The organism is Kribbella sp. VKM Ac-2566 (genome assembly GCF_004366005.1).
GTDB lineage: Bacteria > Actinomycetota > Actinomycetes > Propionibacteriales > Kribbellaceae > Kribbella > Kribbella pratensis.
In genome coordinates, this window is the sequence record NZ_SODT01000008.1 from 1,161,710 (window position 1) to 1,179,517 (window position 17,808).

A 17,808-nucleotide genomic window follows, 5' to 3' on the forward strand; every position below is an offset into this window, starting at 1 on the left:
GGCAGTCACTGCGGTGGTGGATACGGACCGTATCCTCCCGGCGGTCCTTGTTGACCAGGGGGTCCCGGTGGGTAACCGGGCTGACCGGCCCCGTGACCGGATTGCCCAGCGGGATACCCGGGCTGAGCGGGCGGATAACCGTCCTGCGGGCGCGGATACGCGCCCTGGCCACCTGGTCCACCACCCGGTCCGGGCATCGCCCCGCCGGGTCCGATCGGCCCACCAGGCGGCACCGGTGCACCGGCGTACAGCGGGGCGGCCTGGGCGAACGCCGGCATCGGTGGGAACGGGACGGTCGAACGCCGCTCGCGGAGCTCGTCGAGAAGCGCCTTCTCGGTCTCCAGCGCCTCGGGCCCGATCACCTGGCGGACGATCTTGTCTCGCAGGTACGCCAGTTCGGTGGCGTTGTGCTGGAACGCCTTCGCGGCCACCTCCGCCTGGGCGCCGTACCGCCGCGCGTTCTGCCGCAGCGCCTTGCGCCCGCGCAGCGTCGCGATCAGCGGTACGTCCTGCGGCACCAGCCACCCGAACCGCACGTAGTCGTACAGCCTGGACGCGATCATCTGCCCCTCCCGTGACCGCATCATCAGCGCGAAGACCACGAGGCAGATGAAGAGCGGGACCATCAGGCACAGGTACGCGAGGATGAAGCCCCCGCCCCCGGCCCAGCTCGCGGACGCGTTCCACGCCGCATGCGCCAGTACCGCGGCCAGATACCCGACCACCGGGGCCAGATACCGTACGACGGTACTTCGGTGCCGGATCGCCACGCCGATGCCGATCGCGGTGAACGACGTGAAGAGTGGATGCGCGAACGGAGAGATCACGCCGCGGATGATGAACAGCGCGAACGCACCGCGCAGACCGGCGTCGCTGCCGGCCTCCTCGGAGAGCGTGTTGAAGACGCGGCCGTAGTACAGGATGTTCTCGGTGAAGGCGAAGCCGACGCCCACCATCCCGGCGTACACCAGGCCGTCGATGATGCCGTCGAACTCCTTGCGCCGGACCAGCGCCAGCAGCAGGATCACGGAGCCCTTGGCGAACTCCTCCACCGGCGGCGCGACGAAGACCGCGGACCGGTCGCCGCCGACGCCGGTCTCGGCCAGCCGGTGCGACACCTCGGTGTTGATGAAGATGGCGGCCAGCGTGGCGATGAACGCGCCCCAGCAGAGCGCGAAGACGATGTACTTCGTCGGCTCGGGCTCGTACCGGTCCAGCCAGAGGTAGAGCGCGATCACCGGGATGACCGGGACGAACGCGAAGACCAGGCCCCAGGTGAAGCCGCCGGCGCCGGTCGACTTGGCCACGATCCCGAAGATCACCAGACCCGCGATCGCGAAGACCACCGCGATCACGATGCCGATCAGCACACCGCGGTTCCGCCGCTGCCCGGGCACGGGATGTTCCCCGAGTACGTTGGGCTGCGGGTACGGTCCGCCGGGCGAGTACGCCGACCCCGCCGCGGGTTGCGGCGCGCCGGACTGGCCTGGTGAGGGGTAACTCATGCCCCGCAGCCTAGTTGGGGTGCAGATCCAGCGGCAGGACCACCCACTCAGCGTTACCGGGATGGAACGACAGCCCTGTACTTCGCCGCGCCCGGAACCCCCACGATCGGGAACCCAGAGGCGCGATCACCCGGAGATCTGAGAGACTCTTCCGTGCCATACGCCCCCGTAGCTCAGCTGGATAGAGCGTCGGACTTCTAATCCGTTGGTCGCAGGTTCGAGTCCTGCCGGGGGCGCTGCGCAAATTCCCAGGTCACGAGCCGGGAGCCCACGACATGGTCACCGGGGCGGATCACGGCGTGGCGACACGGATCGGGTCAGCTCGGCCCGCCATTGGTACAGCGCTTGCAGGGTCTGTACCCGCAGTTGCTCGCCCAACCATGCGGCCATCGCGACCAGAACGGGACGGTTGCCGCTCCAGTACGCCTCGAGCGCCGACCGCAGTTCGGCGGGATCGATCTCTCCTTCACCCGCCCGCACCAGCAGTCGCCGCAGGTCCTCGAGGTCGGCGGTCGCCCGCTCGATCTGTTGAGCGGAGTCGTCTAGCGGACCGTTCACGTGGGTGGGACGGCCGGGCGTGCCGCACCGCCGGCGCCGAGGCCTTCGAGCAGCCGGATCAGGGCGTCGATCAGATTCTGCAGCAGGTTGCCCAGCACCCCGCTGAGATCGATGCCGTCCAGCAATCCGGCGATGGCGCAGAGCAAGTTGCCCAGCAGGTTGCCGGGGCCGGGGATGGCTTCGATGTCGAGCACCACCTCGTTCAGGTGGACGTGGAGCCCCAGTAGGTTCAGATCGAGGGGTCCTAGATCCAGGTGCAGGATCGGACAGGGAGTGGGGGTAGGCGGGGGTTCGGTCATCAGGCACCTCGGAGTTTCGGCCGGGTTCACCGAAGGCGACAGCCCTGGGGCGGAGGGGCCCTTTCTGCCAGTCTCTGACCGCCTCCGAACCCACGCAACCCCTCGGCCGACGATTCGCATCTCCCACTCAAGTTCCGGGCCCGGACGTTTGCGGGACCGTGAATCTCAGGGAGTTCCTAGCGACTTCTCAGTTCGTTCTCGGGGCGATCCACGCGTGCCGTTCGTCTTACCGGTACGCGTGGGAAGGACGCACCTGATGCATGCAGGAGTCATCGAAGGAGTAGTACGGGGACGGGAGCTGAGGTACGCCGTTGACGCTGTCGTAGTGCTGGCCGGCATACCCGGCGCAGGAAAGAGCACGTTCCTGCGTCGAGTGTTCGCCGGCCACAGCACGGTGCGAGTGCTCGACTCCGCCCACATCCGGGAGCGCTGGATGCCTGTCCTCGGCGCAATCCCCTACGCCGTCTGGCGACCACTCGTGCACCTGGTGTACTACGTGACCCTCTTGAACGCGATGCGCCCCGGCCGCGGGCCGCTGGTGATCCACGACTGCGCAACCCGTCCCTGGGCACGACACCTCATCGGCTGGCGTGCCCGCCAAGCAGGCCTTCCGCTGCACCTCATCCTCCTCGACGTACCGGGAGACGTAGCTCGCTCCGGCCAGTGGGCCCGCGGACGGGTCGTGCGGTCGACCAGCATGCAGACCCACTGCAGACGGTGGCCGGACGTGGTCGCGAGGGCAGCGAGCGACCCGGGCAGCGTGGTGCCGGGGGCACTGTCGGCGGTGGTCCTGTCACGGCGCGAAGCCGATCAGGTGGAGCAGATCGCGTTCGGTGACCACTACGCGAGGTCTGGTTGCCGCTGACCTCACGCGGGAACATGTTGGTGTCGAGGGACCCCGCCCACTCGGTCCCGTGATGCCTCAGGAGGAACCCGTGAGGATCGAACGTACGTCACGCGTGCGCCGCACCGCCCAACTCCTAGCCGTCGTCGGTGCGGTCGCAGCATCCCTGTACGCCGTACCGGCGGAGGCGAAGGCTCCGTCGCCGGCTGCGCAACTGGCCGCGGCGCAGTCTGCTGTCGAGCAGTCCGCCGTACGAGGGGTCGCTTGGTACACCGACGCGGCTGCGGGCAAGGTTGTCGTCACAGCCGACAGCACCGTGTCCGCCAAAGACCTTGCCTCGCTGCAGCGCGACGGCGTTCAGGTCAACCGCACGAGCGGTGTCTTCAGGCCGCTCCTGTCAGCCGGCGACGCGATCTACGGCGGGCAGTACCGCTGCTCGCTCGGATTCAACGTGCAGAAGGGCGGCAGCTACTACTTCCTGACAGCCGGCCACTGCGGCAAGGTCGCCAAGACCTGGTACACCAACTCGAGCCACAGCACGCTGATCGGCCCGACAGCCGGCTACAGCTTCCCTGGCAACGACTACGCGCTGGTGCAGTACACGAACACCTCGCTGAGCCACCCGGGCGGCTTCACGGCGGCGAACGCGTTCGTCGGTGAGAGCGTCACCCGCAAGGGCTCGACGACCGGCATCCACAGCGGGAAGGTGACAGCCCTCAACGTCACCGTGCGGTACTCCGGCGCCGGCAAAGTCGGCGGCCTGATCCAGACCAACGTGTGCGCCGAGCCTGGCGACTCCGGCGGTCCGCTGTACGACGGCTCGAAGGCGATCGGCATCACCTCCGGCGGCAGCGGCGACTGCCGCAGCGGAGGTACGACGTTCTTCCAGCCCGTCACCGAAGCCGCGTCGGCGTACGGTGTGACTGTCTACTGACCTTCGCTCGTCGACGATCCGGCCGCGCCTGGTGTGCGGCCGGATCGTTCGCGTTTCGGAAACTGTCGGAGGCAGCTGATTGAGTTGGGCCTGTCGATGGGGAGGAGCTGGGATGAAGGTTCGAGTCGGGCGTGAGGTGCTGGCCGAGGCGGTCGGATGGGTTGCGCGTGGGCTGCCGAGCAGGCCGAGCGTGCCGATTCTGGCCGGGATGGTGGTCGAGGCCGCGGACGGGCAGGTGACGTTGTCCGGATTCGACTACGAGAGCTCGGGGCAGGTCAGCGTGCCGGCCGAGGTGGCCGACGAGGGGCGGGTGCTGGTGTCCGGGCGGTTGCTGTCGGACATCTGCCGGAGCATGCCCCGGGACTCGGTGGATCTGAGCAGTGAGGCGGCTCGGGTCCAGGTGAGCAGTGGGTCCGCCCGATTCGTCCTTCACACCCTGCCACTCGACGAGTATCCGGCGCTACCGGAGATGCCCGCGGTGAGTGGCGTTGTCGACGGAGACGTCTTCGCGCACGCGGTCGCTCAGGTGGTGAGCGCGGCCGGCCGGGACGACACACTCCCGGTCTTCACCGGGATCCGGCTGGAGCTCCGCGGGTCGGCCATTTCACTGCTGGCCACCGATCGGTACCGGCTGGCGCTCCGGACGTTCCCCTGGGAGCCGGCCGATGCCGGCGTCGAGGCGAACGTGCTGGTTCCGGCCAAACTGCTCTTGAACGTCGCCAAGGCGATGTCCGGTCACGACCTGACGCTTGCGCTCGGTTCAACCCGCACTGGGGACGGGTTGATCGGGTTCGAGGGTGGTGGGCGGCGGGCGACGAGCCGGCTGATCGACGGCGAGTTTCCGAAGGTTCGCGGCCTGATCCCGGCCGCGAGCGCGATCACCAGCACGATCACGGTGGAGACGGCGGCGCTGATCGAGGTCGTCAAGCGGGTGGCGCTGGTGGCGGAGCGGTCGTCGCCGGTGCGAGTCACCTTCGCGGACGGTACGGCGACGCTCGACGCGGGCAACGGCGAAGAGGCGCAGGCCTCGGAGTCCGTCGAGGTCACGCTCACCGGCGAACCGGTCGTGGCCGGCTTCAACGCCGGCTACCTGCTCGACGGCCTGACGTCGCTGGGCGCCCCGATCGCGCACTTCGCCTTCACCCAACCCACCAAACCAGCCAACCTGACCGGCCTGCACTCCCCCGACGACGCGCCGACCTCCGACTCCGCCTACATCCTGATGCCCATGCGCCTACCAACCTGATGCCAACCCGCGATCTACAGCTCCAACCAGAAAACACAGACCCAGCGGAGGCACCCGTTACGGCGTGGAGCGGCCGCTGGCGCCACGTCTCACGCGCCTCTTCGACCGGGGCCTTCCCCGGTCGAAGAGGACCCGGTCGAGTGGTTCACGCAGTGAGGAAGTAGTCCGACAGCACCCGAGCCAGCGTCGCCGACGGCAGCGTGTGGAACGTCCCGTCATGTCCTTGCACCGTGCCCTGCGGCAACGCAGCAACGGCCTCCTGCACGGACCTCCGCAGCCACTCCGGACTGGCATTGCTGTACAGCCCCAGCGTCGGTACGTCGACCGACGCCAGCAGCTCCACCGGTACGGAGCTGTCCCCCAGCTGCAGCGCGTCGTACACCAGCGTGTGCGCGATGGCCTCCAACCCGGCCCACATCGGCGTCTGCCGAATCTGGTCGACCACCTCTTTCGGCTGGCCGACTGCCTCGACCATGAACAGTTCGGCCGCTCCACCCGGGTTCCCGGCGGCGACGAACTCCTGGAGCCGCTCGAGGTACCGCTCAGGAGCAGGCGGTGCGCCATCGACCCGGAACGGCGGCTCCATGATCGCCTGCTTCTCGAACGGCAGGCCGGCCTGCAGCAACACCATCGACCCGGACGAGTACGCGCACGCGAACCGCGCGCCGGTCGCCGTGCGCACGGCGTCGAGGTCCTCCCACTCACGCTCCACCGCGTACGGCAACGTGTCGCCGGAATCACCACGGCCCCGCCGGTCGTAGTTCACGACGGTGAACGTCGCGGAGAGCGCTGTGGCGTCCTCAAAGTACCGCGAGCGGTCGGTGAACCCTCCGGCGACGAGCACGAGTACGGGGCCACTGCCGTAGATGTCGTACGCGAGCTCGGTGCCGTCCTTCGAGACAATCTTCTCCATCACAAACTCCTTTTGCCGAACAGGTCTCTGCCCAACCGTCGAGCGAGGGGTCACCAGACAGACACAGTGTGATCCACCTCACACGACCGCGAAACCTTCCCGCTCGCCAGAAGCATCACTACAGTTGGATTATGTATACAGGAGACTGCACACCGATCCGGACTCTTTGATGCTGCTCCGGCAACTGGAGTACCTCGTCGCCCTCGCCCGCGAGAAGCACTTCGCCCGGGCGGCAGATACCTGCTACGTCTCCCAGCCGTCGCTGTCCGCCGCGATCCGCAAGCTCGAGCAGGAGCTCGACGTACCGATCGTGCGCCGCGGCCGACGCTTCGAGGGCCTGACTCCCGAGGGCGAGCGGGTGCTGCTCTGGGCGCAGCGGATCCTCGCCGAACAGGACGCGCTCCGGCACGAGTTGTCGATGATGCGCGGCGGCCTGAACGGAACGCTCCGGCTCGGCGCGATCCCGACCGCGATGCCGGTTGTCTCGCTGCTGACGACACCGTTCTGCGAGCGCCACCCGAACACGCGCGTCACGCTCGAGTCGCTGTCGTCGCGGGACATCACGCAGAAGCTGGCCGAGTTCGAGCTGGACGTCGCGATGACGTACCTCGACGACGACACGCTCGGCCAGGTGCGCAAGACGCCGCTGTACGAGGAGCGGTACCTGCTGCTCACCCCGAAGGACACCGAACTCGCCGACCTGCCGGTGGCGACATGGGCGCAGGTCGCCGAACTGCCGCTCTGCCTGCTCTCCCCCGAGATGCGCAACCGCCGGATCATGAACGGGTACTTCACCGACGACGGCGCGATCGCGACACCGTCGATCGAGAGCGACACGGTCTCCGGTCTCTACAGTCACCTGCACGGCAACCACTGGTCGACGGTGATCTCGCACGCGTGGCTGCACATGTTCGGCGTACCGGACGGGATGCGCGTCGTGCCGCTCAAACGCCCGGCGCACGGGCCGCGGGTCGGCCTGGTGATCGCCGCCCGGAGCCCTGAACCCGTACTCGCCCGCGCCCTGCTCGACGTCGCCCGGCAAGCCGGCGTCCACAAGTCCCTGGACAGCCTGCTCGACGTGCACCTGATGGGCTCGGGCTATCTCGACATAGCGAGCAAGTCTTTGACCGCAGACGCCTGACGAACCCAGAAGTGATCCACGCCCAGATCTCAGGCGGAAGCAGCGTCGAAGGTTGGAACCACGCCGATCTGCTGGAGCAGGCGGAGCTCGTCGATGACATGCCAGTGTTCGGCGAGGCGGCCGGACTCGATCCGGTAGATATCGATGCCGGCGATCTGGAAGGAACGGCCGGTCGGCGGGATACCCGCGAAGTCGCCGATGTGCGTGCCGGTGTGCGTCCAGCGGACCACGACCCGGTCTCCCTCGGCCACCAGGTCCTCGATCTCGAACCGCGGAGCGAACGCCGACGTCAGCAGGCGGATGCGGTCGGTCAGCCCGGCTGGGCCCTCACCCTGGCCCGGAACCGGATCGTGCTCGACGTAGTCCGGCGTCGCCAGCTCCGCGACGGAGTCGGCGCGCTGCTGGTTGAGCACCTCGTCGTACAGCCGCCGGACGAGTAGCTTGTTGTTCTCGGTGGACATCGTGGCCTCCCTTGACTGGATCTGGACGTTCTCAGCGTGACCGGCGGAGGGCGGCTAGAACATGACGACTGACCCACCGACTTGCTGACCGGCTCGGTCCGCGGCGGGGAGGAGGTGCGGCGATGGCCGATCTGGCCGCCGTACTGCGGCGTTTCCGGTCGCTGGCCGCACTGACTCAGGAGGAGCTCGCCGAGCGAGCCGGTATCAGCGTGCGGGCCGTGAGCGACATCGAGCGCGGAGCCCGGCGCCGGATCTATCCAGCCACCGCCAGACAGCTCGCGACCGCGCTGGGACTGGAGGCGGCCGACCGCAGCGCTTTCGAGCGGGTCGCTCGCGGGCTTTCACCCGTCGTCTCACCGACGGACACCGGCCGTGACCTTCCCGCGCCGCGTACGGCGTTGTTCGGGCGGCAGCGGGAGCTCGCGGAGTTGGGCGAGCTGCTGGCCGGCGATCCCCCACTACTGATCACTGTCACCGGGCCTGGTGGCGTCGGTAAGACGCGCCTCGCGCTGGAAGCAACACGAGCGCGCGCATCGAGGCTGTCCGAGGTCCACTGGGTGCAACTCGGCCAACTCGGGGACCACACGCTGGTGCTGCACGAGATCGCCAGATCCGTCGGCGCGACCGCGATCGCCGCGGACGTGCTCGGCGGCTTGGCCCGAGCGATCGGCGTACGGCGCTACCTGTTGGTCCTGGACACGTTCGAGCATCTGCTGCCCGCAGCGCCGGGACTGTCCGATCTCCTGTCCCGCTGTCCCGGACTGACTCTGCTGGTGACGACCCGGGCACGGCTGCGGCTGAACGGTGAACGCGAGTTCGCACTTGGACCACTGCTGCTTGCGGCCGACGCGTCGACGATGGCGGCCGCGGAGGAGTTGTTCGTCGATCGCGCGCACGCCGCCAACCGTCACGTGGCCGTCGACGCATCGCTGGTCGCGGACGTCTGCCGGCGGCTGGACGGCGTACCGCTGGCCATCGAGCTGGCCGCGGCCCGGACACGCCACCTGTCCTTGACCGATCTCGCGCGACAACTCGAGAGCGGGAGCCGCGTCCTGGCGCGTGGGCCGCGGGATCTGCCGCGACGTCAGGAGTCGATGCAGGCAACTGTCGCCTGGAGCTACGACTTGCTGGAGCCGGCCGCGCAGGTCCTGATGAGGCGGCTGTCGGTCTTCGCAGGGTGGACGCTCGAAGCTGCCGATGCCGTCTGCGGGAAGGATTCGCTCGAGCTGCTCTCCACGCTGCTCGACCACAACCTGGTGACCGCGTCACCTCATGAGATCTGCGGGACGCGGTACCAGATGCTGGATGTGGTCCGTGAGTACGCCGCGCACGAGGCCGCCGTACATGCCGAGACCACCATGCTGCAGGCCCGGCACGCGGACTACTTCCTCAGGTTGGTCCAGGACCTCGAGCCGTTGCTGCGTACGACGGGCCAGAGCGCCGCCCACCTACGCCTCGATGCCGACCTGTCCAACGTGCGCAGCGCTCATCGCCGGCTGCTCGCCACTGACCCACCACGCGCACTTGCCCTGGCCGGCTCGCTGTGGATGTTCTGGTTGTGGCGAGGTGGAATGCCAGAGGGCCACCGCTGGGTGACCGAGGCGCTCGACGCCGACGACGGCAGTGAACCGCAGTACCGGGCGAAGGCTCTTTGGGGCGCCGGCTGGCTGGCATTCCACCAGGGCCACGTCGAGCAGACAGCGATCTATGTCGAGGAGTTGCTGCGAGTCGCCGAGCGCACGCGTGACGCAGTACATCGACGGAACGCACTGACGCTTCGTGGCATGACGGAGATGGCAGTGGGAGCAACCGACGCCGCGCGGTCGTCGTTCCGCACAGCACAGGAGACGCTGCGCGGGACCGACGAGCCTTGGCTGATCGCGACTTCCGCGCTGAATCTCGGCCTGGCTGAACTGCACGCCGGTGACGTCGCCGCAGCGGAACACCACTTCGTCGACGCGGCGCGCCAGTACGCGGAAATGGGCGACGAGACGTACCTGAGGCGGGCCAACCGCCACCTTGCCGCCGCAGCCCTCCTCAACGGCCAACTGGAACGCGCCGAGCAGCTCTTCGCGGCGGAACTCGTCCAGAACGGCACCGGAACCGAGTGGGGAGCGGCCGAAAGTCTGGAAGGACTCAGCTGGGTCGCCGCGGTCCGCGGTGACGCCGAGCGGACGGCAGAACTCGCCCACGACGCCGCCTGCCTCCGCGCCCGCCTCGGCGTACAACTCCACCCCTTCGACGCTCTCCTGGCCCGTCGCTTCCGCGGAGCATGAGACGGGGATCACGCCGTACGTAACCCGGATCACAGGGGACGGGGGCATAACCGGTGAGTACGGCTGGTTGAATGTATACAGAAGCCAGAATTCAGAAGGAGATGTTGGAGATGATTTTCACCCGTAGGTTCGGTGCTCTGGCGGCGCGGCCGCAGTTCCCGGATGCCCCGGAGCTGCAGGAGCTGAACAGGCCGGTCGATCTCGATGCCGAGCTCGCCGAGCTGACCGCCCGAGAGGCCCGTGGCGCACACGACGACGGCCGCCGGAACGCGGACGAGTCCGCGGCCTGACCCGGCGTACCGGGCGACCGGCGCCGGAGGTATATGTCAAGGCATGGCACTTGGTAGACTGTCTACCAAGTGCCATCGCTGTAGGACCGGAAGGGACCTCATGACGACGATCAGTGCGGGGCCAGGGGCGGGTGCGGAACCGGCCGGTGTGCGGCACGTCAAGCGGCCGACGCCGTTGCGGGAGTCGGTGTACGAGGCCCTCACCGAGATGATCATCGACGGCACGCTCGAGCGCGGCAGGCACCTGGTCGAGGTCGAGCTCGCCGGGATCCTGGGCGTCTCGCGGCAGCCGGTGCGCGAGGCGCTGCAGCGGCTGAACAACGAAGGCTGGGTCGATCTGCGGCCCGGGTTCGGTGCGATGGTGCACGTGCCCGCCGAGGACGAGGTCGACCAGTTGCTGGCGGCCCGTGCGGCGCTGGAGTCGGAGTCCGCTCGGCTCGCGGCCCGGCACGCGTCGAAGGACGACGTCGCCAAGTTGCGCGAGCTGTGCAAGGTCGGCACGACGTACCAGGAAGCCGGCGACATCGACGGCACGGTGCGGACGAACGGCGAACTCCACACCCTGATCACGCAGATGTCCGGCAACCGTTTCCTGGTCGACTTCGCCGCCCAGGTCGACCGCCGCGTCCGCTGGTACTACACTCCCGTCGCCCCCGTCCGCGGCGCAGCCTCCTGGCGCGAACACAACCGCCTGGTCAAGGCGATCAGCGAAGGCGACGAGGACAAAGCCGCCCAGATCATGCGGGAACACACCGAACACACCCGCAAGGCCTACCACGACCTCCAGGCAGCCACCGCCCCGGCGGAAACCCCCGAGCCTGACGCCCCCCGCCGACGTCGCCGGTCCAGCTGACTACAGCCGCACCTGGTAGGCGACAAGGCTCTCGGTGATCCGAAACCCGTGCCGCAGATAGATGTCCTGAGCTCCTGTCGGGCTGTCGCCGTCGACCGTGAGGGTCACCGGACCTAGCCGCAGCTCGCGGCAGCGCTTCAGCACGGACGCCAGCAGTGCAGAGGACACACCGCGGCGACGCCACGACGGGACCGTGCCGATCGGACCGAGCTCGACAGCACCGTGATCCTCGATGAAGCCGAGCACGAATCCGGCCACTCGACCGTCAGGAGATACGGCCAGTGCGCTGACGTCTGCGGAACGTTGCCAGGTAGAGACATCGCGTGGCTCGACGACCCGTTGGTCGCGATAGGCCTGCTCGTAGGCGGACTGGAACTCCCTCGGGACCACATCCGACCATTGGGCATGGCGGAGGGGCGCCGGCAGTTCTGTTCGCGGCCGCGGCCAGGTGGTGCCGTCGTGGACCATCGTCCATAGCGGGTAGGCAAGTTCGAAGCGCGGATCACCGACGGCTTCGTCGGCGGGCCGAGCGACTTGCAGAGTGCTCAGCCCGGGCGTCGCGCTTGCCAATTGCACCAAGCGGCTTGCGATCTCAGTGAGCCGGTCCGAACCTCCGCTCACCCACCATGCGCCGTAACCCTTGCCACGGCCTTCCGTCGGCAGATGTACGGCCACCGCGGCAGCATCGTGCTCGGCGATCTCGACATCCCAGTTCCGAAGGAACACCGACGCCTGGTCGGCACTGAAGTCGCGACCCGAAACCACGCTCGCCAACTCAGCAAGAAACACCGCGTCCTTGGCAGTCGCAGGACGCCAGTTCATGGTCATCACCGCCACCATCACACGGCCGATCGGAGGTGTCCACAGACAGCCACCGCGAACCGGGTCGTTTGGTGTCACCGCTCCACCAGCCTTGTGCGATCGTGGAGTGGTGGATGATCTTCGGTCGGTGACTCCTTTGTTGCCGTCGCCGGTGTCGGAGCTTCGCGATGACCGCCTGAGCGTTGCTGGAGTTCGGGTGCTACTGAAGCGCGACGACCTCATCGATCCGGAGATCTCTGGAAACAAGTGGCGCAAGCTGAAGTACAACGTCGTCGCGGCGCAAAGGCTCGGTCTCGACACGCTACTGACGTTCGGCGGCGCCTACTCGAATCACATTCGCGCGACCGCGGCTGTCGGCCGCTACGGGAACTTCCACACCATCGGCGTGATTCGTGGCGAGGAACACCTGCCGTTGAACCCCTCGCTCTCGTATGCCGTCGCCCGCGGCATGCAGCTGACCTACCTCGACCGAACCGCCTACCGCGCCAAGACGTCCGATGCCGTGATCAACGAGTTGCACCGGGAGTTCGGCGAGTTCTATCTGCTGCCCGAAGGCGGCAGTAACGCGGAGGCAGTCCGAGGGTGCGCGGAACTCGCCGCCGAGCTGACCCAGCCGTTCGATCTGCTGTTCTGCGCGGTCGGTACCGGCGGCACACTTGCCGGGGTTGCCGCAGGCCTTGACGGGCGGCAGTCCGTTGTCGGCATTCCGGTTCTGAAAGGTGGTGCCTTCCTCGAGGGCGAGGTCGTCGAGCTCCAGACATCGGCGTATGGCGCGCGGTCAGGCACCTGGCGTCTCGAGTGCGACTATCACTTCGGTGGCTACGCGAAGCGAACAGCCGAGCTGGACGCATTCATCGAGGAGTTCGAGAAGCGGCACGGTCTGCTGCTGGACTGGGTCTACGAGGCGAAGATGATGTACGCGCTGTTCGATCTGGTACGTCGCGGCGCATTCCCCGCAGGCACGACGATCGTCGCCCTGATCAGCGGATCCGGTGAAGTTCCCGAACCCTGATCTCAATGGTCGAGCCACTCCAGGTGCCAGTTCACCTCGAACTGCTTGCCGAAGCCAAGCCACCTGCCGCTCATTGAGCGCCCATGCGGGCTCACAGCGGAACAAAATCGTCACGGAGCGGCCGCCAGAAATGTTCCGGAAACCTCCGCTGGGCCCGACGGGTAGTGCGACCCGCCGTGACACATGGTTTTCAAACCCATCCCAGTACCTGCGTCGGTCACAGTTGCTGTCAAGACGAGACGCGCACCCGCCGAAGGCGGCAACAGAACTGCCGCCGCGAAGCGGTGTCCTTTTCAGCCGCCAGTCGCCCGCAGCCTGGTGGTTGCGGGCGACTGGCGGGTTAGCGGTTGCGGCCGGTGGCGGCTTTGCGGGCTGCTAGGGCGGTGGCCAGGTGGGTGTACTGCTCCACGACCCGTCGCGCGTAGACGTTGCGGTCGAGGATGTGGGGCCACCAGAAGCGCCCTATTTGTTCTTGCATCCAGAGGAAGCCGATCGCGAATCCCATGCTCACCAGAGCACGGAAGGCGAGGAACTTCCACGGTTCCGGTGGCAGGCCGGGCGACCCGGTGATCACCCAGGCGGTGACCACCGAGTGCACCAGGAGCGCCAGCGGGAACGCGATCACCCAGTAGACCGCCGCCGGCGCGAACACGCCTGCGGGGACCTTGCCGAGCGCAACCAGTACGGCGTACCCGGACCCGAACAGCATCAGTGGTACGCCGAGACCGAGCCCGGTGACGACTGCCCAACCGGCTGGCTGGCCGACGAACGCGGCCAGTCCACCGGCAATGAGTCCCGCCGCCGCGCCCACCGACGCGGCCGGAACGCAGTACTGCGCCAACTGCTTCACGTCGGTCATGGTCAGCCCACAGCCACGCCGAAGCGGAACAGGCAGTAGAACAGCATCCCGAGGTAGAACACCGCTCCGAACCCGATGATCACGTTCCGCACCGGGCCGGGACGGATCTTCTTCGGCAGCAGCATGTTGTTGGTCAGCAGCAGCACGATGCAGTACGCGCCCATCGCGAAGGTGGACAGGAACGCGAGCGTGTCCAGGATCCCGGCCGGGCCGTCGGCGGGACCGAACAGCAGGATCAGGATGCCGAACAGGATCACGCCCCACAGGAACCCGGCGTACAGCCTCGACATCGAGAACCGTTTGGCGCCCGGCACGAAGTAGTACGTCATGTCCGCCTGGCCGCGGGAGAACGAGTCGAACAGCCCCAGGGTCGCGTTCAGCCCGATCAGTGCGATGAAGGCGAAGAACAAGGTGCCGAGGATCGGCGAGCCGGCCGACGCGAACGCGTCCGACATCGCCTTCAGCGCCGCCTCCCGGTCACCGCCCTCGATCAGCGTGGCGACGTTCGGGTTCTCCCGGGAGGCCGACATGGCCAGCACGGTGAACGAGATCGTGACCAGCATCGTGATGCCCCAGAAGAGCAGCAGCGCGTCGAACGTCACCCACTTGCGCCAGCCCTTCCACTTCGCCATCTCGGCCGGGTCCTCGGTGTCGAACATGAACCCGCGCGACGGCATCGACTCCGCCTCGTTCGCGGCCCGCAGCCCGCGGATCTTCGGGATGTGCGCTCCCATGCCCGCCCCGCTGTCGCGCAGCTGCAGCGTGTACCACATCTGCTGCATCCCGGACGGCCCCGCGAACGCGATCGAACCGACCACGACCGGGAACCAGGCCGACGTCATCGCCTGGTCGGGGAAGTACCCGAAGGCGAACATCCCGGACACCGTCCGGCCGAGGTCGTCGAAGTTGCCGACGATCGCCGCGATCACCGACGTACCGACGACCAGCAACCCGATCAGCAGACCGAGCAGCTTCTCGAGGAAGTTGTAGATCACCGACAGCAGGCTGAACAGCACACCGACGAACACCAGAGCCACGCACGCGGTGACCTGCCAAGGTATGCCGGAGATCTCCTCGAACGCGGCCGCGCCGGCGGACAGATGGCCCGGCCACATGTAGATCAGGATCGCCGCCGCGTAGAAGAACCACATCAGCGGTTTGAAGATCCGGGCCGCGCCGAAGAAGATGCTCTCCCCGGTGGCCATCGCGTACCGCGCCATCTCCAGCAGCACGAACGCCTGCAGCGTGACACCGACCATGAACAACCAGCGGATGTCCGGCCCGAACACCAGGACGAGCCGGGGCCACATGTACGACTCCCCCATACCCACACCGAGCGCGACCAGGAACACGGTCGGGCCGAGGATGTGCAAGGAGGGCGGTGCGTCCGGAAGTTTCCGGATCGGCATCGGTTCGAGCCTGCCCGCTTTCCAGACCTTCTCGGTCACGGCGGCCGCGGCCGGCTCTTCGGGAACTTCTGAGGTCTTGCTCGTGACGTCCAAGGCGGACTCCTTAGTTCGACGCCAACTAGCGGATCATGGGCGTGGCGGACGCTTCCCCGCCGTAGCGAGCAGGTGCCGAGTGCCGCGCAGTAGGCGGGGAAGCGTCCGGTAGGCCCTAATTCCCCCGCGCGCTCCTTCCTCCAATCAACTGATGCCGAGCGGCCCGGCGTTGCGGGCCCAGCGGTACTTGGCACCGAGGACCTGGACCGGGGTCTCGGTGGTGTACGGGTACGCGACCACACCGTGGTCGAACAGGTACTGGCCGGCTTCCTCGACCTCGACGTCACCGGACAGCGAGGCGACCACGGGCTTGTCGATGCCCTTGGCCCGGAACTCCTCGACCACCTCGGCGACCAGCTTCGCGAACACCATCGGCGGTGTCACGATCGTGTGCCAGTACCCCAGGATCAGCGCGTGGATCCGCTCGTCGGACAGCCCGAGCGCGATCGTGTTCCGGTACGTCGAGGGCGGCTCACCGCCCGTGATGTCGACCGGGTTCCCGGCCGCACCGAACGGCGGGATGAACTTCCGGAAGGCCTGGTCGAGGTCGGAAGGGATGTCCATCAGCGTCAGCCCGGCGTCCACGCACGCATCCGACAGCAGTACGCCGGACCCGCCCGCGCCGGTGATGATGACGACGTTCTCGCCCTTCGGTGTCGGCAGCAGCGGGATACCGCGGGCGTACTGGAGCATCTCGTTCAGCCCCGGCGCCCGGACCACCCCGCTCTGCCGGAGGATGTCGTCGTACACCTTGTCGTCGCCGGCCAGGGCGCCGGTGTGCGAACTGGCGGCCCGCGCGCCCATGGAGGTACGCCCGGCCTTCAGTACGACGACCGGCTTCTTCTTCGACACCCGGGCCGCCGTCTCGGCGAACGCCCGGCCGTCCTTCAAATCCTCAAGATGCATGGCGATCAGGTTGGTGTTGTCGTCGCTCTCGAAGAACGTCAGGAGGTCATCCTCGTCGATGTCGGCCTTGTTGCCTACCCCAACGATCGCGGAAACTCCCATCCGGCTGGACCGACTGAATCCGAGGATCGCCATCCCGATGCCTCCGGACTGTGACGACAGGGCGACGGACCCGCGGACGTCGTACGGCGTGCAGAACGTCGCGCAGAGGCTCTCCGGCAGGTAGTAGTAGCCATAGATGTTCGGTCCCAGAATGCGGACGTTGTGTCTGCGGGCGATCGCGACGACCTCGTCCTGGAGCGCCTGCTCACCGGTCTCGGCGAACCCGGACGGGATCAGGATCGCGCCCGCGACACCCTTCTGACCGCACTGCTCGAGCGCAGCCCCGACGAACTTGGCGGGTACGGCGAACACCGCAACGTCGACGTCACCCGGTACATCCAAGATGTTCGGAAACGCCTTCAGCCCGAGGACCTCGCCGCCTTTGGGGTTGATCGGGTAGATGTCCCCGGCGTACCCGCCGTTGACCAGGTTCTTCATCACCGAGTTGCCGATCTTGCCGTCCTCGTTGGACGCCCCGATCACGGCTACCGCGCGCGGCTTCATGATCCGGGTCATCGCGGTCAGGATCTCCTCCTGGCTGTACCGCTCGACCGGCTTGCCGGCCTCGGCGTCCACGATGATCCGGAAGTCGACCGCAGTCGCGCCGTCCGGCCCGGCGAGCACCGGGTTCAGGTCGACCTCCGCGAACTGCGGGAAGTCCGTGACCAGGTCGGACACCCGTTTGATCAGATTGCCGACAATCTCCTTGTCGACCGGCCGCGCGCCCCGCACGCCCTCGAGCATCTCGTGCGCCTCGATCCCGTCGACCATCGCCCGCGCGTCGTCGTCACTCAGCGGAGCCAGCCGGAAGGTGACGTCCTTGAGCACTTCGACGAGTACGCCGCCGAGCCCGAACGCGACCACCTTGCCGAACGTCGGGTCGGTGACCGCGCCGACGATGACCTCCTGCACGTCACCGCCGGTGACCAGCATCTTCTGCACCTGGACGCCGACAATGTCTGCATCTGGTTTGTAGGCTGTCGCGTTGTCGACAATCTGCTTGTAGGCCGCCAACACGGCATCCTCGGTGTCGACGCCGACCACCACGCCGCCGGCGTCGGTCTTGTGCAGGATGTCCGGCGAGACGATCTTCAGCACGACCGGGAAACCGATCTCGGCGGCGAGGCCGGCGGCCTCCTCGGCAGTCGTGGCCAGCCCCTCGCCCGGCGTCGGGATGCCGTACGCATCGGCGACCAGCTTGGCCTCCGGCGCGCTCAGCGAGGTGCGGCCGTCCGCCAGAGCCTGGTCGAGGATGGTCCGGACTGCTGCCTTGTCATAGGTCATT

General features: G+C 67.6%; 17 protein-coding genes and 1 tRNA gene. 9 read left to right on the forward strand and 9 right to left on the reverse strand.

Annotated elements, in window-relative coordinates:
- Positions 1 to 5: 5 nt before the first annotated feature.
- Positions 6 to 1,505 (reverse strand): PrsW family intramembrane metalloprotease, encoded by a 1,500-nt coding sequence (locus EV647_RS08465; RefSeq protein WP_134000693.1) that lies wholly within the window; start codon positions 1,503 to 1,505, stop codon positions 6 to 8.
- A gap of 162 nt (positions 1,506 to 1,667) precedes the next feature.
- Between EV647_RS08465 and EV647_RS08470 the strand changes: the two genes are divergently transcribed.
- Positions 1,668 to 1,741: transfer RNA gene (locus EV647_RS08470), tRNA-Arg, on the forward strand.
- A gap of 43 nt (positions 1,742 to 1,784) precedes the next feature.
- Here the strand turns inward: EV647_RS08470 and EV647_RS08475 are convergent.
- Both EV647_RS08475 and EV647_RS08480 read right to left on the reverse strand, forming a co-directional pair.
- Complete coding sequence (locus EV647_RS08475) at positions 1,785 to 2,063, reverse strand: hypothetical protein (protein WP_134000695.1); 279 nt, start codon at positions 2,061 to 2,063, stop codon at positions 1,785 to 1,787.
- Positions 2,060 to 2,362, reverse strand: a complete 303-nt coding sequence (locus EV647_RS08480) for a hypothetical protein (protein WP_134000697.1) — start codon at positions 2,360 to 2,362, stop codon at positions 2,060 to 2,062. Before EV647_RS08480 ends, EV647_RS08475 begins: the two co-directional genes overlap by 4 nt.
- A 256-nt stretch (positions 2,363 to 2,618) precedes the next feature.
- On the opposite strand from EV647_RS08480, the gene EV647_RS08485 reads away from it, so the two are divergent.
- The 3 genes from EV647_RS08485 (at position 2,619) to dnaN (ending at position 5,386) form a co-directional block, all read left to right on the forward strand.
- Entirely contained in the window at positions 2,619 to 3,227 is a 609-nt protein-coding gene (locus EV647_RS08485; RefSeq protein WP_134000699.1) for an AAA family ATPase, read from the forward strand.
- Between the two features lie 70 nt (positions 3,228 to 3,297).
- Complete coding sequence (locus tag EV647_RS08490; protein WP_134000701.1) at positions 3,298 to 4,140, forward strand: S1 family peptidase; 843 nt, start codon at positions 3,298 to 3,300, stop codon at positions 4,138 to 4,140.
- 112 nt (positions 4,141 to 4,252) lie between these two features.
- A complete protein-coding gene (dnaN, locus tag EV647_RS08495) occupies positions 4,253 to 5,386 on the forward strand; it encodes a DNA polymerase III subunit beta (protein ID WP_134000703.1) in 1,134 nt (377 codons plus the stop codon).
- Positions 5,387 to 5,531: 145 nt separating this feature from the next.
- Here the strand turns inward: dnaN and EV647_RS08500 are convergent, their stop codons facing one another.
- Complete coding sequence (locus EV647_RS08500) at positions 5,532 to 6,299, reverse strand: alpha/beta fold hydrolase (protein WP_134000705.1); 768 nt, start codon at positions 6,297 to 6,299, stop codon at positions 5,532 to 5,534.
- A 169-nt stretch (positions 6,300 to 6,468) separates the two neighbouring features.
- On the opposite strand from EV647_RS08500, the gene EV647_RS08505 reads away from it, so the two are divergent.
- Complete coding sequence (locus EV647_RS08505) at positions 6,469 to 7,440, forward strand: LysR family transcriptional regulator (protein ID WP_134000707.1); 972 nt, start codon at positions 6,469 to 6,471, stop codon at positions 7,438 to 7,440.
- Positions 7,441 to 7,469: 29 nt separating this feature from the next.
- Here the strand turns inward: EV647_RS08505 and EV647_RS08510 are convergent, their stop codons facing one another.
- A complete protein-coding gene (locus EV647_RS08510) occupies positions 7,470 to 7,901 on the reverse strand; it encodes an ester cyclase (protein WP_134000709.1) in 432 nt (143 codons plus the stop codon).
- 122 nt (positions 7,902 to 8,023) lie between these two features.
- Between EV647_RS08510 and EV647_RS08515 the strand changes: the two genes are divergently transcribed.
- The 3 genes from EV647_RS08515 (at position 8,024) to EV647_RS08525 (ending at position 11,320) form a co-directional block, all read left to right on the forward strand.
- Positions 8,024 to 10,177 carry a helix-turn-helix domain-containing protein gene (locus EV647_RS08515; protein WP_134000711.1) on the forward strand — a complete coding sequence of 718 codons (2,154 nt, stop codon included), beginning with the start codon at positions 8,024 to 8,026 and terminating at the stop codon, positions 10,175 to 10,177.
- Positions 10,178 to 10,287: 110 nt separating this feature from the next.
- Positions 10,288 to 10,467, forward strand: a complete 180-nt coding sequence (locus EV647_RS08520) for a hypothetical protein (RefSeq protein ID WP_134000713.1) — start codon at positions 10,288 to 10,290, stop codon at positions 10,465 to 10,467.
- Between the two features lie 100 nt (positions 10,468 to 10,567).
- The gene (locus EV647_RS08525) at positions 10,568 to 11,320 is read left to right on the forward strand and encodes a GntR family transcriptional regulator (RefSeq protein WP_134000715.1); all 753 of its coding nucleotides are present in this window, start codon (positions 10,568 to 10,570) and stop codon (positions 11,318 to 11,320) included.
- Here EV647_RS08525 and EV647_RS08530 read toward each other — a convergent pair whose 3' ends face one another.
- Positions 11,321 to 12,160, reverse strand: a complete 840-nt coding sequence (locus EV647_RS08530; RefSeq protein ID WP_238177154.1) for a GNAT family N-acetyltransferase — start codon at positions 12,158 to 12,160, stop codon at positions 11,321 to 11,323.
- Here EV647_RS08530 and EV647_RS08535 point away from each other — a divergent pair.
- On the forward strand, positions 12,141 to 13,154 hold the full coding sequence (locus EV647_RS08535; RefSeq protein ID WP_134000719.1) for a 1-aminocyclopropane-1-carboxylate deaminase/D-cysteine desulfhydrase: 1,014 nt from the start codon (positions 12,141 to 12,143) through the stop codon (positions 13,152 to 13,154). The genes EV647_RS08530 and EV647_RS08535 overlap by 20 nt on opposite strands.
- A gap of 340 nt (positions 13,155 to 13,494) precedes the next feature.
- On the opposite strand, the gene EV647_RS08540 is transcribed toward EV647_RS08535, so the two are convergent.
- The 3 genes from EV647_RS08540 to EV647_RS08550 form a co-directional block, all read right to left on the reverse strand.
- On the reverse strand, positions 13,495 to 14,013 hold the full coding sequence (locus EV647_RS08540) for a hypothetical protein (protein WP_134000721.1): 519 nt from the start codon (positions 14,011 to 14,013) through the stop codon (positions 13,495 to 13,497).
- A 2-nt stretch (positions 14,014 to 14,015) separates the two neighbouring features.
- Positions 14,016 to 15,515 (reverse strand): Nramp family divalent metal transporter, encoded by a 1,500-nt coding sequence (locus EV647_RS08545; RefSeq protein ID WP_134000723.1) that lies wholly within the window; start codon positions 15,513 to 15,515, stop codon positions 14,016 to 14,018.
- Positions 15,516 to 15,659: 144 nt separating this feature from the next.
- Positions 15,660 to 17,807, reverse strand: a complete 2,148-nt coding sequence (locus EV647_RS08550) for an acetate--CoA ligase family protein (RefSeq protein ID WP_134000725.1) — start codon at positions 17,805 to 17,807, stop codon at positions 15,660 to 15,662.
- Between the last annotated feature and the right edge of the window lies 1 nt (position 17,808).

Excerpts from the sequence above, each read along its gene's own strand:
- EV647_RS08465 (WP_134000693.1), bottom strand. The coding sequence starts at position 1,505 with ATGAGTTACCCCTCACCAGGCCAGTCCGGCGCGCCGCAACCCGCGGCG.
- EV647_RS08480 (WP_134000697.1), bottom strand. The coding sequence starts at position 2,362 with ATGACCGAACCCCCGCCTACCCCCACTCCCTGTCCGATCCTGCACCTG.
- EV647_RS08485 (WP_134000699.1), top strand. The coding sequence starts at position 2,619 with ATGCATGCAGGAGTCATCGAAGGAGTAGTACGGGGACGGGAGCTGAGG.
- dnaN (WP_134000703.1), top strand. The coding sequence starts at position 4,253 with ATGAAGGTTCGAGTCGGGCGTGAGGTGCTGGCCGAGGCGGTCGGATGG.
- EV647_RS08500 (WP_134000705.1), bottom strand. The coding sequence starts at position 6,299 with ATGGAGAAGATTGTCTCGAAGGACGGCACCGAGCTCGCGTACGACATC.
- EV647_RS08505 (WP_134000707.1), top strand. The coding sequence starts at position 6,469 with ATGCTGCTCCGGCAACTGGAGTACCTCGTCGCCCTCGCCCGCGAGAAG.
- EV647_RS08510 (WP_134000709.1), bottom strand. The coding sequence starts at position 7,901 with ATGTCCACCGAGAACAACAAGCTACTCGTCCGGCGGCTGTACGACGAG.
- EV647_RS08515 (WP_134000711.1), top strand. The coding sequence starts at position 8,024 with ATGGCCGATCTGGCCGCCGTACTGCGGCGTTTCCGGTCGCTGGCCGCA.
- EV647_RS08520 (WP_134000713.1), top strand. The coding sequence starts at position 10,288 with ATGATTTTCACCCGTAGGTTCGGTGCTCTGGCGGCGCGGCCGCAGTTC.
- EV647_RS08525 (WP_134000715.1), top strand. The coding sequence starts at position 10,568 with ATGACGACGATCAGTGCGGGGCCAGGGGCGGGTGCGGAACCGGCCGGT.
- EV647_RS08535 (WP_134000719.1), top strand. The coding sequence starts at position 12,141 with ATGGTCATCACCGCCACCATCACACGGCCGATCGGAGGTGTCCACAGA.
- EV647_RS08530 (WP_238177154.1), bottom strand. The coding sequence starts at position 12,160 with ATGGTGGCGGTGATGACCATGAACTGGCGTCCTGCGACTGCCAAGGAC.
- EV647_RS08540 (WP_134000721.1), bottom strand. The coding sequence starts at position 14,013 with ATGACCGACGTGAAGCAGTTGGCGCAGTACTGCGTTCCGGCCGCGTCG.
- EV647_RS08550 (WP_134000725.1), bottom strand. The coding sequence starts at position 17,807 with ATGACCTATGACAAGGCAGCAGTCCGGACCATCCTCGACCAGGCTCTG.